This window comes from Gemmatimonadota bacterium (genome assembly GCA_022560615.1).
GTDB lineage: Bacteria > Gemmatimonadota > Gemmatimonadetes > Longimicrobiales > Gaopeijiaceae > UBA1138.
This window is the reverse complement of sequence record JADFSR010000041.1, coordinates 1-15,768: the sequence shown is the minus strand read 5'-3', so window position 1 is coordinate 15,768 and position 15,768 is coordinate 1. Positions and strand designations below refer to the sequence as shown.

17 protein-coding genes are annotated in these 15,768 nt (G+C 64.3%); 4 read left to right on the top strand and 13 right to left on the bottom strand.

From position 1 onward, the window contains the following. Nucleotides 1-49: 49 nt before the first annotated feature. The 7 genes from lptC to IIB36_17020 all read right to left on the bottom strand — a co-directional run bounded on the left by lptC (nt 50) and on the right by IIB36_17020 (nt 6,102). Nucleotides 50-616, bottom strand: a complete 567-nt coding sequence (gene lptC, locus IIB36_17050; GenBank protein ID MCH7533446.1) for an LPS export ABC transporter periplasmic protein LptC — start codon at nt 614-616, stop codon at nt 50-52. Continuing rightward, nucleotides 616-1,587 (bottom strand): KpsF/GutQ family sugar-phosphate isomerase, encoded by a 972-nt coding sequence (locus tag IIB36_17045; GenBank protein MCH7533445.1) that lies wholly within the window; start codon nt 1,585-1,587, stop codon nt 616-618. The genes lptC and IIB36_17045 overlap by 1 nt, the downstream gene beginning before the upstream one ends. Further along, nucleotides 1,584-2,150 carry a phenylphosphate carboxylase subunit delta gene (locus IIB36_17040; GenBank protein MCH7533444.1) on the bottom strand — a complete coding sequence of 189 codons (567 nt, stop codon included), beginning with the start codon at nt 2,148-2,150 and terminating at the stop codon, nt 1,584-1,586. The genes IIB36_17045 and IIB36_17040 overlap by 4 nt, the downstream gene beginning before the upstream one ends. Continuing rightward, the gene (kdsA, locus tag IIB36_17035) at nt 2,147-2,959 is read right to left on the bottom strand and encodes a 3-deoxy-8-phosphooctulonate synthase (GenBank protein ID MCH7533443.1); all 813 of its coding nucleotides are present in this window, start codon (nt 2,957-2,959) and stop codon (nt 2,147-2,149) included. Before kdsA ends, IIB36_17040 begins: the two co-directional genes overlap by 4 nt. Before the next feature lie 11 nt (nt 2,960-2,970). Further along, on the bottom strand, nt 2,971-4,629 hold the full coding sequence (locus IIB36_17030; GenBank protein ID MCH7533442.1) for a CTP synthase: 1,659 nt from the start codon (nt 4,627-4,629) through the stop codon (nt 2,971-2,973). 8 nt (nt 4,630-4,637) lie between these two features. Continuing rightward, on the bottom strand, nt 4,638-5,414 hold the full coding sequence (kdsB, locus tag IIB36_17025; protein MCH7533441.1) for a 3-deoxy-manno-octulosonate cytidylyltransferase: 777 nt from the start codon (nt 5,412-5,414) through the stop codon (nt 4,638-4,640). 109 nt (nt 5,415-5,523) lie between these two features. Continuing rightward, nucleotides 5,524-6,102, bottom strand: a complete 579-nt coding sequence (locus IIB36_17020; protein ID MCH7533440.1) for an aminodeoxychorismate/anthranilate synthase component II — start codon at nt 6,100-6,102, stop codon at nt 5,524-5,526. A gap of 120 nt (nt 6,103-6,222) precedes the next feature. On the opposite strand from IIB36_17020, the gene IIB36_17015 reads away from it, so the two are divergent. Beyond that, complete coding sequence (locus IIB36_17015; GenBank protein ID MCH7533439.1) at nt 6,223-7,251, top strand: hypothetical protein; 1,029 nt, start codon at nt 6,223-6,225, stop codon at nt 7,249-7,251. 21 nt (nt 7,252-7,272) lie between these two features. Here IIB36_17015 and IIB36_17010 read toward each other — a convergent pair whose 3' ends face one another. The 4 genes from IIB36_17010 to IIB36_16995 form a co-directional block, all read right to left on the bottom strand. Further along, nucleotides 7,273-8,472 carry a YncE family protein gene (locus tag IIB36_17010; GenBank protein ID MCH7533438.1) on the bottom strand — a complete coding sequence of 400 codons (1,200 nt, stop codon included), beginning with the start codon at nt 8,470-8,472 and terminating at the stop codon, nt 7,273-7,275. Between the two features lie 164 nt (nt 8,473-8,636). Next, nucleotides 8,637-9,344: a cysteine hydrolase gene (locus IIB36_17005; protein MCH7533437.1), complete on the bottom strand. Its 708-nt coding sequence runs from the start codon at nt 9,342-9,344 to the stop codon at nt 8,637-8,639. Continuing rightward, nucleotides 9,341-10,447, bottom strand: coding sequence for a nicotinate phosphoribosyltransferase (locus IIB36_17000; protein MCH7533436.1), 1,107 nt, complete (start codon nt 10,445-10,447; stop codon nt 9,341-9,343). Before IIB36_17000 ends, IIB36_17005 begins: the two co-directional genes overlap by 4 nt. 29 nt (nt 10,448-10,476) lie before the next feature. Continuing rightward, nucleotides 10,477-10,668, bottom strand: coding sequence for a hypothetical protein (locus IIB36_16995; GenBank protein MCH7533435.1), 192 nt, complete (start codon nt 10,666-10,668; stop codon nt 10,477-10,479). 157 nt (nt 10,669-10,825) lie between these two features. Between IIB36_16995 and IIB36_16990 the strand changes: the two genes are divergently transcribed. Further along, a complete protein-coding gene (locus tag IIB36_16990; protein MCH7533434.1) occupies nt 10,826-12,067 on the top strand; it encodes an HlyC/CorC family transporter in 1,242 nt (413 codons plus the stop codon). Between the two features lie 40 nt (nt 12,068-12,107). Here IIB36_16990 and lspA read toward each other — a convergent pair whose 3' ends face one another. Both lspA and IIB36_16980 read right to left on the bottom strand, forming a co-directional pair. Further along, nucleotides 12,108-12,659: a signal peptidase II gene (lspA, locus tag IIB36_16985; GenBank protein ID MCH7533433.1), complete on the bottom strand. Its 552-nt coding sequence runs from the start codon at nt 12,657-12,659 to the stop codon at nt 12,108-12,110. A 1,390-nt stretch (nt 12,660-14,049) separates the two neighbouring features. Then, nucleotides 14,050-14,202 carry a hypothetical protein gene (locus IIB36_16980; GenBank protein MCH7533432.1) on the bottom strand — a complete coding sequence of 51 codons (153 nt, stop codon included), beginning with the start codon at nt 14,200-14,202 and terminating at the stop codon, nt 14,050-14,052. A gap of 279 nt (nt 14,203-14,481) precedes the next feature. On the opposite strand from IIB36_16980, the gene IIB36_16975 reads away from it, so the two are divergent. Both IIB36_16975 and IIB36_16970 read left to right on the top strand, forming a co-directional pair. Then, nucleotides 14,482-15,378 (top strand): 3-methyladenine DNA glycosylase, encoded by an 897-nt coding sequence (locus IIB36_16975; protein ID MCH7533431.1) that lies wholly within the window; start codon nt 14,482-14,484, stop codon nt 15,376-15,378. A gap of 140 nt (nt 15,379-15,518) precedes the next feature. Beyond that, nucleotides 15,519-15,768: hypothetical protein (locus tag IIB36_16970; GenBank protein ID MCH7533430.1), on the top strand; the 250-nt coding region annotated here is incomplete at its 3' end.

Below are 15,768 nucleotides of genomic sequence, written 5' to 3'. Positions count from 1 at the left end.
GGGCGGCGGAGGGGCCATGGGGGGCGAGTGAGGACATGGGCGTCGGTGGCTAGCGGCCGACAGCTCCGCGGATGTTCTCGATCCGCACGTTCCGGAACTCCATGTCGGAGCGGAACGACGAACCCCGGGTCACCCGCCCGTCGGCGAGCGTCTGCACGGTCGCCGAGTCGCTCCAGATTTCGTCCATGATGGGATCGTAGACGATCTCCGCGCTCTCGATGCGGCGCCCGTCGGCATGCACGATGAGCACGACGTCACCCCGTGCCCACATTCGGTCCGTGTTGCGGTCCCATTCTCCGGATGTGCCGGTGACCGTGGCTCGCTCGGCGCCGTTCTCGTCGTAGAAGATGATGCGCATCTGCCGCAGCTTCGCCTTCGCCGAGTCCGCGTACATGAAGGCCGTGTCGGCCTCGACCCGGCCCTCACGGATTCCGTTGGAGGTCATGAAGCTGACCATTCCGAACACGATGTTGTCCGCTCCCATCTCGAGGAGCTCATGAGAGGCCACCGCGCTGCTCGTAGGCGCTTCGCATGCAGCCAAACCAGCAAGGAGCACAGGGAGCACGAGTGTCGCGAAACGTGGCCCGTGTCTGAGTCCCAACGTCGCTCGATCCATTACACCACTCCCGACCGCATGAGATCATGGAGATGCACGATTCCGACGAGCCGCCCGGCCTCATCCTCCACAGGTAGTGCCATGATGCCGTGCGTCTCCATCCGGTGGACGGCAGCGGATCCCAACTCCTCGGGCCCCGCGGTCTTCGGATCTCGAGTCATGATCTCTCCGATCGGCTTGTCTAGAAAGTCGGCGTCGCGTTCCATGAGCCTCGTGAGATCGCCAGCCGTGAGCACGCCGGTGATCCGTCGGTCTTCGTCGACCACCGGCACCGTGCCACGCATTCCCGCCAGCGGCGCGATCGAGTCCTTTATCGTCGCGCCCTCACCGAGCAAGGGATATTCGTCCGTTATCATGACATCTGCTACACGGACCGAGAGCTTGGTTCCCAATGTTCCACCCGGATGCAAGGCGGCGAAGTCTTTCTCCTGAAAGCCCTTAAGTTGCAACACGACCATCGCCAACGCGTCGCCCAACGCGAGCGTTGCGGTGGTAGAGGAAGTGGGTGCCAGATCCATCGGGCATGCCTCCTCGGCGACCGAACAGTCGAGGACGACGGTAGCGTCCATCGCGAGCGCGGACTCGGTCCGTCCAGTGATCGCGATGACGGGAACGCCGAGGCGGACCAGATACTCGGTCAGCCTCCCGAGCTCTGGGCCTTCACCCGATTTGGAAATCAGAATCGCGACGTCGTCGCGGCCCACGATCCCCAGATCGCCGTGCAGTGCTTCCACGGCGTGCAGGAAGGTCGCCGGCGTTCCGGTCGAGGTCAGAGTGGCCGCGATCTTGCGCCCAATGTGGCCGCTCTTCCCGATTCCACACACCACGGTCCGACCGGAGGCGTCGGCGACGATCTGGCACGCGCGCACGAAGCGCTCATCGATCCGATCCTCGAGTGCTGCAACGGAAGCGGCCTCGATACGGAGAACGCGCCGAGCCTCGGCGATCAGCGATGCGGCCGAGTGCGTCACCGGCTTCGCTCCTCAACGTAGCGCTCCACGACGTCATTGAGCTCGCCTCGTGCCGCGAGCAGTGCGTCAGAGAACTCCCGGGCGGCACCGTGGCCCCCGACTTTGGTCGACTGCCAGTCACAGATGTCCACCACATGAGAGATCGCGTTAGCTACGGCGGCCTTGAGGCCCACGCGTCGCAGCACCGCGAGATCCGGAATGTCGTCCGCGAGCATTGCGACTTCGTGCCACTCCAGCGCCTTTCGACTGATCAGGTCCTCCACAATGCCGAGCTTGTGTGCGTTCGCTTCCTGGTGGCACTCCACAACGTCGAGCTCGCGGGCCCGCAGCGCGGTTGCCTCCGAAATTCGTCCGGACACGAGGGCGACCTCGAGGCCGGACCACATGAGCATCTTCAGACCGACGCCGTCCTGGATGTCGAAGCGCTTCAGCTCGGTGGCCTCCCCGCTCGCGCTCACCCCGACATAGATACCGGCATCGGTGAGCACGCCGTCCACGTCGAAGATGACGAGCTTGATCTTGGCGGCGAGCTCCGCGTCGATCGGCCGGGCCCCGGCGCTCATGGTACGTCCCCATCGGTCCTGGCGGCCGGGGCGAGCGCGGACCGAATCGCGACCACGTCCTTCAACAGTCCATGCATACGCTCGAGGGGCACCATGTTCGAGCCGTCCGACGGCGCGTCGGCAGGGTTCGGGTGGGTCTCCAGAAATAGACCGTCGCAACCTGCCGCAACCGCTGCGCGCACGAGCACCGGGATTTGTTCCGGGTCTCCGCCGCTCGATCCGTCCGCCTGGCCCGGTCGCTGCACCGAGTGTGTTCCGTCGAAGATCACGGGTGCGCCGGTCGCGACACGCGTAGCCGCGAAGGAGCGCATGTCGACGACCAGGTTGCCGTAGCCGAAGAAGGTGCCCCTTTCGGTGACCGCGACATCCATCGCTCCCGCCCTGCGCAGCTTCTCGACCGCGCCCGCCATGTCGTCCGGAGACATCCACTGGCCCTTCTTCACGTTGATGGGCTTACCCGTGGCACCGGCGGCGAGCAACAGGTCGGTCTGACGACACAAGAACGCGGGGATCTGCAATACGTCGACGATTGCCGCCACGCGCTCGGCTTGCTGCGGTTCGTGGATGTCCGTTAGGAGCGTGAGGCCGGTCTCTTTTTTCACCGTGGCGAGTCGTTGCACGCCCTCAGCGAGCCCGGGGCCCCGCGCGGAGTCCATCTGGGACCGGTTCGCCTTGTCGAACGAAGCCTTGAAGATGACGGGCAGCCCGAACGATTCGCCCAAGCCCTTGACGGCCCGCGCTATCTCGAGGTTCAGCTCGTCACTCTCGAGGACACAGGGGCCCGTGATGAGCGTGAATCGGTCGAACATCTCACGGCCCTCTATACCCCGACCGGCTCCTCAACCGGAGCGGCTTTTTTTTCCCGGGCGTACTGGGCCGCTGCTTCGATGAACGAAGCGAATAGGGGGTGTGGGCGTGTGGGACGACTCTTGAGTTCGGGGTGGAACTGCCCGGCAATGAACCACGGATGATCGGTGAGCTCGATCATCTCCACGAGGCCGCCGTCCGGCGACAGGCCACTGAGCGTCATGCCGTTCTGGATGAGCAGCTCCCGGTACTCGTTGTTGACCTCGAAGCGATGACGATGACGCTCGGACACTTCCGGGGTGCCGTAGATCTCCCGAGCACGCGTGCCCTCCCCGAGGACACACGGATAGGCGCCGAGGCGCATCGTGCCGCCCTTGGTGGTGATCTGGCGTTGGGAGTCGAGAAGGCAGATCACCGGATCGGACGATGCCTCCGAGAACTCGGAGGAATGTGATTCCTCGAGGCCGCACACATTACGAGCGAACTCGATGACGGCGGTCTGAAGGCCGAGGCAGATGCCGAAGAACGGCATCTCATTCTCCCGTGCCCAGCGGATGGCAGCGAGCATCCCTTCCACGCCGCGGGGACCGAATCCACCGGGAACGAGCAGTCCGTCGAAGTTCTTGAGCGTCTCGACGCCGTCGCCGTCGCTGAAGTGCTCGGACGAGAGCCACTCGATCTCGGTTTTCATGTCGTTTGCGATGCCGCCGTGGATCAGCGACTCCTCGATCGACTTGTATGAGTCCACCAGAGCCGTGTACTTGCCGACTACGGCGATGCGCGCGGTGCCCGATGAAGGTTTCTTCACGCGGTTGACCATTGCCGTCCACTCGGTGAGGTCCGGCTGCGGCAAGTCGATACCGAGTCGCTCCAGGATCACGTCGTCGAGCCTCTGCTCCTTGAGAGAGAGTGGGACCTCATAGATGGTCTCCACGTCACGCGCCTCGATCACGCCCTCGAGCTCGACATTCGTGAAGAGTGCGATCTTCTTACGGATCTCCTCGGAGAGCGGGTGCTCTGTCCGGCACACGACCACGTGCGGCTGGATTCCTATCTGCATCAGCTCGCGGACGGAGTGCTGGGTCGGCTTCGTCTTCAGTTCGCCGACGGCGGTGAGGTACGGCACCAGCGTCAAGTGCACGAAGATGGCGTTCTCGCGACCCACGTCCGCGCGGAATTGACGAATCGCTTCCAGGAAGGGGAGCGACTCGATATCACCGACCGTGCCGCCGATCTCCGTGATCACCACGTCGTTGTCCGCGGAGAGCCGGCTGATCGCGCTCTTGATCTCGTCGGTGATGTGCGGGATGACCTGCACGGTGGCACCGAGGTAGTCGCCGCGTCGTTCCTTCGAGATCACCGTCTGATAGATACGCCCGGTGGTGATGTTGTTCGCTTGGGAGAGCGACTGGTCGATGAAGCGCTCGTAGTGTCCGAGATCCAGATCGGTCTCGGCGCCGTCATCGGTGACGAAAACCTCTCCATGCTGGAACGGTGACAGCGTCCCAGGATCGACGTTGATGTAGGGGTCGAACTTCTGCAGGGTCACCTTCAAGCCGCGCAGCTTCAGCAGCCTTCCGATCGACGCTGCCGTGATGCCTTTGCCCAGCGAGGACACGACCCCACCGGTGACGAAGATGTACTTCGTGGGTCTTTCGTGCTTGTCGGTCATGGATTCCGTCATGCGAAAGTGGTGGCTCCTTGCTCGCTCAGCTTCTCTTCCATGCGAAGAACGTCCGCGGGTGTATCAACCCCTGGGTCCGCGGCACCCACGATGGCGACCCCGATCTTCAGCCCTGCTTCCAGCGGCCGCAACTGCTCCAACAACTCCAGGCGCTCGAGCTGCGACGGGGCGAGGGCCACCCAGTCGTGCAGCGCGGCGCGCGTGTACGAGTAGATCCCGATGTGCCGCAGGAAAGGCTCGCGCTCCAGCTCCTCCCCCACAGGCTTCTCGTCACGCTTGTACGGAATCGGCGCACGCGAGAAGTACAGCGCCCGACCGCTTGCAGCGCGCGCGACTTTGACGACGGAGGCATCCGCGCGCGCAACGTCGGTGTTGAGCGGTGTCGCGCACGTCCCTACGTCCCAGCGGCCCTCGCGCACGAGGTCGATGGTGGCCCTGACATGCGCTTCCTTCAGCAGCGGTTCGTCGCCCTGCACGTTTACGATGAATTCGAAGTTCCGGTATTCGCGTCGGTCGGCGACCTCGGCGACGCGATCGGTCCCCGACGGGTGGTCGGGTGACGTCATCTCGACCGGCGCTCCCAGCGCCCGGCAAATCTCGGCGACCTCTTCGGAGTCGGTCGCGACGACCGCTCGATCGAGCACCGACATTCCCTCAATGCGGCGCCAAACCCATTCGATGAGGGGCCTACCGAGGAGAGGGTAGAGCGGTTTGTTGGGGAGTCGCGTCGATGCCAGTCGAGCCGGCACGATGCCCAGAACCTGGCCGCTCAAGGGGCTTTTCCGGGGCCGGAAGGGCGCGATAGGCGTGCAAAATTCACGCCAGGAAAGCTACCGACGGTTGGGGGGGAGGGTCAACCTGGCAAGGCCGAGTCGGGCCCCACTAAATCTCCAGAAAATTATGCAGCAATCGCTCTCCGTGCTCACTGAACAGCGACTCGGGGTGGAACTGCACGCCCCAAAGCGGCAGATCGCGGTGGCGCATCGCCTGGACCTCACCCTCGTCGGCCGGGTCGGTGCTCCACGCCATCGGGATCAACGCATCGGGCAGCACGGACGAATCGGTGACCAGCGAGTGATAGCGTGCCACCTCGAACGGCGAGGGGATCCCTTCGAAGAGTGCCCCACCGTCGTGCCGCACGGGGCCGGTCTTGCCGTGCATGATGCGATGTGCCCTAATGGTGTTGCCGCCGAACGCCTCACCTAACGACTGGTGCCCCAGACAGACCCCGAGCATTGGGATCCCCTGCCCTCCCAAGATCCGGAAGGCCTCGACGCTGACGCCAGCCTCGGCAGGTGTGCGCGGTCCGGGCGATACGACGACCCGGTCCGGCTGCATCGCCGCGAGCTCATCGATTCCCTTTTCGTCGTTGCGCACGACGACAGGCTCTGCGCCCAGAGCTCCGAGCAACTGGACGAGGTTGAACGTGAAGGAATCGTAGTTGTCGATGACGAGTAGCATCGCGAGAATCTACTCAGCTGCTCGGGGGCGAAAAGCCCTATTCGCGTGATGAAGTCACGGACCTGACGAGTATCCTGCGTGTAGGGCCAGATGACTTCTGTGTTCTAGTGGGGAGGAAGCGTGTACAAGCGCTGCCTGGTTTGTGCCACACCGTTCGAGCCCAACGACCAGTTGGAGCACTTGCCCAGGGGGCGACGTGTGGCGTACGACCCCGGGCGCGGACGGCTGTGGGCGATCTGCTCCGCGTGCAAGCGCTGGTCGTTGACGCCGATCGAGGACCGTTGGGAGGCGCTCGAGGAGCTGGAGAAGCTGACCATGGACAAGGCCCGCCTCCTCTCGCAGACCGACAACATCGCGCTCCTCAAAGCCGGGCCACTCGAGATCGTGCGGGTAGGAAAGGCCCAGCTCACTGAAGAGGCCTGGTGGCGCTACGGGCGGGAGCTGACGTCCCGTCGGCAGAACTACAAGAAGCTCACGTTCGCCGGCACCGCAGCCGCTGGCGCGGTTGTCCTCGGTGGGTGGGCGACCGGCGGCATGACGCTGCTCGGCATGTGGTTCATCATGGGCCATGCGCCCGACTCCATTACCGACGCGGCGCGCTGGCTCCGCTTCGGGGGCTCGGCCTGGCGGGGCGCTCGTGAATGCCGGGGGTGCGGCTACACGTTCACCTCGGTGCCGTACCGCGATCGGGGGAGCCTCGGGATCTTCCCTGGGGGTGAGGCCGGGCGGATCGAGTTGGTGCAGCGGTGCCCGGTGTGCGGCAACTACAAGAACGGTGGCCTACACCTTCAGGGTAGAGACGCTGACCTCACGCTCCGTCGTGTGCTCGCCTACCATCATTTCGCGGGCGCGTCCGAGCGTCGGGTCGTCTCTGCCGCCAAGCTCATCCAGGAGGCGGGTTCGCCCCAGGACCTGACCCGTATCGTAGTGAAGGACGGCCGCAGGATCGGCGACCTTCAGCGCACGGGTGCGATCGCGCTCGAGATCGCGGCGAACGAGTCGGCCGAGCAGAAGCTCCTGGAGCTCGAGCTAGCACAGCTCGAAGCCCATTGGAAGCAAGAAGAGGAGCTGGCGGCGATCATAGATGGCGAGCTGACCCCCCTGCCCCTCATCGAAAGCCTACGTCGGAAGGTCACGGGGCGCGGGTAGAGGCGGGACGGCCTCGGGGTCTCAGTTCGCGGGCTCCATCTTCCAGAAGATGATACCGCTGGCCTGTTGACCGACTTCGGCGGATCCGACCATCTCGAAACTCCGCAAGTCGTACACGTCGACCTTGCCCGGTTCGGCGCCCTTGCCCTCCACGCTGACGAACGCGTACCGGGAATCAGGCGTCATCGCCACGCCGTGTGTGACCGTCGTCGACGAAGGCACGATCGCGAGGCTCTCCCCCGTCGCTGCATCGAAAAACTGAACCTGGCCAGCGCTCTTCAAGGAGGCGACGAGCACCCGCCCGTCGGGCGTGATACCGAGGTTGTAGGGCGTAGGCCCCGAGGGGAACTTTCGCTCGAGGGTCCAGCTCTCGCGATCGATCACGAGGATCTCATTGCCCTTGTTGCACGCAACGAAAACGGACTTCCCGTCCGGGGTCGGTTGAGCCCACGTGGGAGAGCACGTCGGCTGCATGCGCATGCGCTCCGAGTTGCCGCCGCTCTGCGCCGCGCGCGTGATCCCGCGGGCACCCGTGACCACCTCCCCCACCTCGTAGCCTTCCAGCGCCATCTCGCTGCCCGTCACCACCGAGAACCGTCGGGAGACCTCGAAGGTGCGAGTATCGATCTCGACGACCTGGTCATCCATCATGCAATTCGAGTAGAGAAAAAGCCCGTCGGGCGCCATTCGCAGCCCGTGCGGCATCGTGCACGTCGCGATCTGATCGACCTCGACCAGATCAGGCGTGTAGACGACCGACACCGTCGACGGTACCAGCTCACCGTGCAGGTTGAAGTTCACGATGAACGCGTACAACCCATCCGGCGTCAGGTCGAGCGTAGATGGGAAGTTCCCGAGCAGAATCGGCATGGCCACCAGCGTGTCCGGTCCCGCGTCGAACTTCCAGAGCTTGCCGTCGGGTATCCCGTGTGCAGTCGTCATGTACAGGTACCGACCATCCGGGGACACGTTGAGCCCGTGCGGCCCCTCGGTCTCGATCGGCATCTCCCCGACCGGGGTGGTCTGGTCCACGCTGACCCCGTCCGGTCCCAGGCGAATGCGGTGGATCAGATCCGCGGACTCCGCGCCCACGTACACGTAGTAGACGGCAGCGGAGCCCACGCTCGCGAGCGCTGACCCCGAGGCGGAACCGCCGTACGATCCGCCGCAGGCTGCCAGGATCACGGTGGCCACGAATGCTACGGTTGTTCGGATGGTCATCAATCGTCGGTCGGTCGGGAATGGTCCCGAATGTGGTGAGTCGAGAGTCTAATAGGCCGAACTGGTAGGTCCTTTTCAAGGGAGCAACAGCCCGATAAGACGTATTCGTGAGTTCCTGGCATGCATGGCACTCGTCGTCAGCGCCGCACCGCTGGCGGCGACTGTCAGCTGAGTGCTCGCAACTCCGCCAACGTGGCGACCCGGCCTTTCTTCGACCAACGGGCCAAGGTCTCCGCTTCGGGCTCCAGCCCCAGGCCCCAGGTCGCGTCCGAGACTGCGGTGACCGCGTAGCCTCGGGCCTGCATCCCGTCGACCGCCTGGGTCACACACACGTCGCGTGCAACCCCGATGACGATAAAGGCGAGTGGCTTTCCCAGTGCATCTTGGAGTGCGGCGAGGAAAGCTTCGGTCGCGGGATTCCCGGTGAAGACGTCGAAACGGGTCTTCTGAATGAGGACCGGCCGACCGCCGGCCAACGCCTCTCGGACGACCGTGCTTGGCGCGTTCTGATCCGCGTCGTATACGAGCACTACAGGGTGAGCCGGGCGAATCTCAGGGATGATCGCCGCGCCTTCCCGTTCCGCGGGATCGGCTGAACGACCCATACAGTGCGGCGGGTAGGTGCCGGCCAGCGGATCCGGGCTCACGAGATCGATCTCCTCGTCGTCGAGCCCGTGCCAGTCGCCGGTGTAGACGAGCAGGTCGCACTTCTCGTCCATCCAGGCCACGGCCTCACGCAGCGTTGCGACGATCAACGTCGAACCCGGGTCCGTGTCGTCACTCAGATCCTTCACGTACAGGCGGCCGTGCGGATCCATGAAGTCGACCTGGGCATCGACGATCCACCCGATGAGGGCGGTTCCTTCACTCACGTAACGCGCTCCAAGCGATCGTTCTCCCGATACCAGCGGCCCACTTTGGCGAGGGGCTTGCCTTCGACGCGCACTACGTCTGCCGTGTAGTCGAACGACCCTCGTACGAGGGCCGATCCGACGCCGTAGCTGTCGACTGGGACGCCAGACGCCTCGAAGCGGCGGATCTTGTCGACCGAGAACCCCCCCGACACGACGATCTTCACGTGCTGAAAGCCTTCGGTGTCGAGCGCATTGCGAACACGCTGGACGAGACGGGGGTTCACGCCTCTCGGGTCGAAGTCGCCCATCTCTTCATCGAGCGAGTGATCGACCAGATCCGCGGAGGTGTCGAGGCGGACCCCCCAGAGCTTCCGACCCATCGCGCGCGCGACCGCGAGTGACGCTCCCACCGAGTCGTTGTCGAAGTCTACGAGCGCTATGACCCGCACGTCGTCCGGCGTCGCGTCGGCGAACGCCTGCGTGGCGGCGACCGAGTCCCCGGCGAAGGCCGCGATGAGCGCGTGGGGCACGGTGCCGATTCCTTCCGAGCCCCACCACGACGCCTGCGCGTCCGTCGAGACGCCGATCGCGCCGGCCACGTGCGCGGCCCATCCGTCACCGGTCTGTACCATCCAGTGATCGTGACGTGCGGGGAAGAACATGACTGGGCGCGGCCAAGCAGCCTCGACCACCGCTCGCGTATTCGTCGCGATTCGTGTGCGACGCGCTAGCACACCGACGTATAAGGTCTCCAGGTGTGAGAACGCCGCGTAGGGTCCTTCGATGCGCATCACCGTCTCCCACGGCTGCGCGCGGTCGCCGTCGCGCAGGGACAGGATCTCGAGATCGGAGAACGAGTAGCCTTCGGTCAGGCAGAGCTTCAGGATCGCGATCGCCTCGTCCGTGCCGGCGACGAAGGCATCCCGCTTCTGAAAGACCTGCATGGTGACCACCGGATCCCTTCCGTGGTGCAGAAGCACTTCGCGAGCCCGCACGAAGTACTTATCCGAGTAGTACCCACTGCGCATTTTTTCGACGGGGAGCTGGAAGATCGCGGGCGCTAGTCGTTCAGGGCTCCGGATGGGCGGCGGTGGCCCGTTCTGCTCCCCCGGATCGATCATCGGGATAACGACGACACCGGTAGGTCGCTCTAGACCGCGCAGACCATGTCTTGCGCACAGCACATCGGCGACTTGATCATGCCGTCACCGTTGGGGCACTTGGATACCTGCACCGTGGTGTCGTCATCCTTCGTGAGGGTGTCGTTTACGAGAGCCGCGCCGCACTTGCCGCACGTCATGTCTACGCTCATCCCACACTGATCACAGGTGTAGCTCGCCATTCGGGACTCTCCAGTTTTGGAAGGGACTGTCATATAGACCGAACACGCGGCCACAGTAACGCACTTGATTGCCGCGGTCACCTCCTCGCTCTCGTGATTGGCGACGGTGGAAACCACTTGTGTGTGGCCCACCGCCGAAACGATACTCCTCGCCATCATGCCGACGCTCTTGTGGATTCTCGGGCTCAGCCTCGGGATCTCTTTCCTCTGCTCGATCCTGGAAGCGGTCTTCCTCTCCATCACGCACTCGTACATCGCCGTGCTCAAGATGCGGGGAGAGTGGGCTGGTGCCTGGCTCGAGCAGGCGCACGAGAATGTCGACGAGCCCATTGCGGCGATTCTCACGCTGAACACGATCGCGCACACGGTCGGCGCAACGCTCGCCGGTGCGGCCGCGCAGGACCTCTTCGGCAACGCGTGGCTGACGGCGTTCTCCGCTGCGCTCACCCTCGTGATCCTCGTCTTCTCCGAGATCGTGCCCAAGACGCTCGGCGCGACGCACTGGAGGCGACTCGCGAAGCCCTCCGCACACGTCCTGCGGGCGATGGTCGTCGGCCTGAAGCCGATCCTCATCCCCCTGGGTTGGCTGTCGGGCTGGATCACCCCGAAAGACGACCAGCCGACGGTCAGCCGTGACGAGATCGAAGTCCTCGCAGAGATCGGTAGACGCGAGGGCACGCTGGACGAAGACGAATGGAAAGTGATGAGCAGCGTCATCCGGCTGGACGAAGTGTCGGTCGGCGAGGTCATGACGCCGCGAACCGACATGAGTGCGGTGCCGCTCAAGTCCTCCGTCGCCGACGCTCAGCAGGTCATGCTCGACACGGGACACCTCCGGCTGCCGGTGTACGAGGAGAGCCTCGACCAGATTGTCGGCGTTCTCGTGGCACGGGATCTGTGGCGCGCGAACCAGGAGGGGGTGAGGTCCATCGTGGAGGTCATGCGCACCGTTCCGTTCGCTCCGGCCTCGAAGCCCGTAGAGGATCTGATCCCTGAGATGCGAGCCGAGCGGGTCAAGTTGGCCATCGTGGTCGATGAGTTCGGGGGAACCGCGGGCCTCGTCACCCTCGAGGATCTCATCGAGGAGATCATAGGTGAAATCCAGGACGAGCATGAGAGCGACGAGCCGGTCGCGTTCCAGAGCATGGCTGACAGCCAGCAGCGCGTGTGGGGAGGTGTCTCGCTCAGGGATGCGAGCCAGCATCTCGCCTTCGAGCCTACGGAGGATGAAGAGGAGGGTTTCGAGACCGTAGGTGGGTTCGTCTTCGGGCGTCTGAATCGAATTCCTGTTGTCGGCGATCAGGTCGATATCGAGAGCGGCAGCTTACGTGTCACCAAGATGAAGGGGCGCCGCATCGAATACCTGCTCTTCGTTCCTCGCCCTGGCAACGTGAACTAAATATCAGCCCATGGTAGGAGTACAGTGGGCCGCGCGCTGCTCAGGCGCTCGGTTCTTCCGCAAGGGGCTCAGGTGGCGGCGCGCTGGATGCCGCGGCCGACGCCGCCTCGAGTTTTCGCTCCATCTGCTCCTCGAACCAGAACGAGATTGCGAGCAACACGGCGCCACAGGTGATCGCCATGTCGGCCACGTTGAAGATCGGGAAGTCCCAGAAGCCGAGGTCGATCGGCCCGATGAAGTCGACGACGCCACGGTCCCAGCGTACGCGATCCCACAGATTCCCGATCGCACCGGAGACCACGAGCGAGATCGACCCGACTCGCAGGAAATCGCGGTTGGCCGCCTGCTTGAAGAGGACGCCGAGCAGCGCCAGCGCGATGATCGTGACAGGTACGAAGAACCATCGCGAGTCCTCGCCCAAGCGAACCCCGAACGCCGCACCCTTGTTGTAGGCGAGAGTGAGCGGCACGAGACCACCGAAGAGCTCGCTACTGCGAACGCCCAGCGCGTCCAACGCCCAGCGCTTGGTCATGAAGTCGAACACCATGATCACAGGGAACGTCAGACCGAAGATGGCGACTTTCGAACGCACGCGGATGGGACTCCTCGCTAGGGATGAATATGGCTGAGGCAGTGTACATGTGTGGCGATGGTTCGTTCCCGGCCGCGGGAGTGACGGCGACCCACGTCATGAACCAGGGGCCCTGCGATGCCGGGACCCGTGCCGTCGCAATGTTGCCATATGGCCACTGCAGATACGCCATCTGGTCGCCGCTCACATTCACTGACGGCCCGTCCTACGTTGCCTTCCTGGCTCGGAGGTGTGTGGATTGCCTCGGCGACTTGATGCCTAGCCGCGGCGGCTACCCTGCTCGCAGTCGCGATTCACGGGGCTTCCGTGCGGGTCACCGCCCAAACGGTCGAGGCCGAGATCGACGACCTCGTGGGGGTCTGGAGCGGCGGGCCGCGCGTGCGTCGGGGCAACGGACCGAATATGCCCTGGACGCCGGACAATTTCCCCGGGCTCAACGAGCGTAGGCGCGCTTCTCAGAGGTCTTCGACGAGGCGATTGCACCAGAGTACGACTGCGTTCCATCGGCGTCGCCGGCGCTCCAGTACGACCCGAATTTCACGGAAGTCGTGCAGTGGCCGGATCGGGTCATGTTCTGGTACGAGAAGGACGACCAGCTCCGTACCGTGTGTTGGACGGACGCGAGCCGACCCTGAACGACCACAGCATCCAGGGTTTCTCGGTAGATATGAAGGCGACGCGTAAGCGGAGGTGGGGCGCCGCAGCCGGCGCTCAGCACGGCACCGAGCGTGATGACGGCCAAGGCGCCTTCGCGAGTCACCTGCGAAAGATTTCGGACCTCGCCAGGCTCGAGGGAGACGGGAGTTGATGAGGAGCGGGACAAGGTAGGGCGCAGGCCGCTCCTGACACAGTGGGTCATCGGTCGACGAAGCGGCGGAGCCCGGAGCGCAGGAAAGGCCGAGCGAGGTATCCTGGCCACGCAAAGACACCGGCCGCGGTGGCTTCGCAACACGGACAGCGCGAGTGTGCTGGAACGCGTAACATATTGTTGTACACACGTTAGGGCATCATAGATAGGACGGGAGTCCGGCATTCTTGTGAGGGCGCGCTTCTTGCACATTTGGGCACGCGCGCAAGGTGGCACCGCGGAGCTCACCGGAGGACGTGGTTGGTGAAAAAGCCCGCAGATCTTGGTTCCTGAGCCCAGGAAAGGAGAGCACGAAGCCAAACCGGGGCCGGTTGTGGCCGGGCAGGTGTCTTCGGGATAGGTTGGCTCCGTCGCAGAGAGGAAGAGACCGGCTAGCAAGCCACGGAGGATCGGATGTATGTAGAGCGTGTCGATACGCGCCGGGGAGCTGACGAGCGTCGTGACACGGCCGATCGTCGAGACATGCAGCGTCGAGCCGATGACCGTCGGGACGAGGTTCGTCGCACCACCGTGATGGACGTGTCACTCGAGCGTCGTGAACTGTCGGACCGCCGGATAGACAGCCGGCGCGATGGGCCCGATCGGCGCAGCCTGGAAGAGCGCCGTGTCGGCGTTCGTCGTGCGGATGTCGAAAGACGGAAGTATGATCAGTACGAATGGATTCGGTCGCGCCAATAGGTCTGCGAAGAACCAGGGAAACCGAGAATGTCAGTCATGGTGGTCCGGAATCGCTCCGCGATCCGTCTCGCGCCCCACCCCCTCGATTGCCCGATCCGAGGCCCCTTGGTCCAGAAGAGCACTACGCCGCAGTTCGGCCTGCACGCGTCCTGGTACTGAACGGGAGCGGTCAGCGCGCGCGGGTACATCTCGACCGGGACCCGAAAGCGAAAAACCCGCGCCGGTGTCACCCCTGGACCCCTGGACATGGCCTCTGTCAGAGCCGAGGGTGGTGGCATGCCCGACACCCCTCGCTTCGACCCTCAGGTATTGACGCCCACTACCTGGCGCGCGCGCGCACGGGCCCACCTCGAGCGCGTGCGGCGGTGGACGGTCCCGCACAGGGAGCGACGCTCGCGCGGGGAGCGGCACCCGGTCTACGACTTCCTCTTTCAGTACTACACGTATTCGCCGGGCAAGCTCGAGGCCTGGCATCCGGGAGCCGGCGAAATCTTGGCCGACTCGCCCGAGGGTAGGGAGCGCTTCAGGCCACCACTGTACCGGGCAGACGACGGGCTGATCCGGCGCGACCTGAGCGTCCTGCGTGACAAGGACCTCGATAGGCAACGATCGGCGGTGAGTGTGCTGTTAGCCACTCAACGGCGGCGCGCGAACTTCGGATGCTACGGAGTTCACGAATGGGCGATGGTATACGGCGGCTACGACGTCCGCCACATCGAGATCGCCCGGCTCCGCCTATCCCAGAAGGAGGTGGACGACTTCGTTGAGGGCAGACCTGTTGTTTGCAGCCATTTCGACGCCTTTCGCTTCTTCGCGCCCCGAGCCAAGCCGTTGAACCGGGTGGAGCTCGAGTGGTCGACGCGTCACGAGGTGGAGCAACCGGGCTGCATTCACGCGAACATGGACCTCTATCGGTGGGCGTACGGGGCAATGCCCTGGATCGGGAGCGACCTCCTGTGGGAGAGCTTCGAGCTGGCGACGGAGCTACGCGTGCTCGACATGCAGGCCAGCCCGTACGACCTCAGAGACTTCGGCCTGGAGCCCGTCCGGGTCGAGACACACCAAGGGAGGATCGAGTACCGACTCCGCCAGCGGGAGCTCGGCGAACGCGCCCGAGTGCTACGCGCGAAGTTGATCGAGGCTCTGGAGCACATCCTCACGGTGTCCGTGTGATTCAGCAGCGCGGCGGTCCTCGGCGTCCTAACGTACGCTCGATTTCGCGCCGACTCACGTATCAGGCTATCATCGAGAGCACGACCTCACACAACGGCTGTTTCGCTGGGGGAGATACCATGTCATCGTCACGAGTCCTGATGTCCACGTTTTTGGCTTGCGGTGCCGCACTACTCGCCGGGTGCGCCAGCGAGTCCGGGACGCCGGCCGCGATGGCCATGGCGGCGGGCAACACGATCACCGGTGAGGGACTGCCGAACCCTAATCCGACCGTGCTGGCGAACTGGGGGGATCTCCCCGAAGGAAGGGAGTGGGGCTCGACCGCCGGGATCGACATCGACCCGATCGACGGCCATATCTGGGCGTACGAGCGGTGTGGGGCCAGCAGCT

Bases quoted from the DNA above. Each gene is read 5' to 3' on its own strand.
- IIB36_17040 (MCH7533444.1), bottom strand. From the start codon at position 2,150: ATGAGCGCCGGGGCCCGGCCGATCGACGCGGAGCTCGCCGCCAAGATC.
- IIB36_17030 (MCH7533442.1), bottom strand. From the start codon at position 4,629: ATGACCGACAAGCACGAAAGACCCACGAAGTACATCTTCGTCACCGGT.
- IIB36_17010 (MCH7533438.1), bottom strand. From the start codon at position 8,472: ATGACCATCCGAACAACCGTAGCATTCGTGGCCACCGTGATCCTGGCA.
- IIB36_17020 (MCH7533440.1), bottom strand. From the start codon at position 6,102: ATGCTACTCGTCATCGACAACTACGATTCCTTCACGTTCAACCTCGTC.
- IIB36_16990 (MCH7533434.1), top strand. From the start codon at position 10,826: ATGCCGACGCTCTTGTGGATTCTCGGGCTCAGCCTCGGGATCTCTTTC.
- IIB36_16995 (MCH7533435.1), bottom strand. From the start codon at position 10,668: ATGGCGAGCTACACCTGTGATCAGTGTGGGATGAGCGTAGACATGACG.
- IIB36_17000 (MCH7533436.1), bottom strand. From the start codon at position 10,447: ATGATCGATCCGGGGGAGCAGAACGGGCCACCGCCGCCCATCCGGAGC.
- lptC (MCH7533446.1), bottom strand. From the start codon at position 616: ATGGATCGAGCGACGTTGGGACTCAGACACGGGCCACGTTTCGCGACA.
- IIB36_16975 (MCH7533431.1), top strand. From the start codon at position 14,482: ATGCCCGACACCCCTCGCTTCGACCCTCAGGTATTGACGCCCACTACC.
- kdsA (MCH7533443.1), bottom strand. From the start codon at position 2,959: ATGTTCGACCGATTCACGCTCATCACGGGCCCCTGTGTCCTCGAGAGT.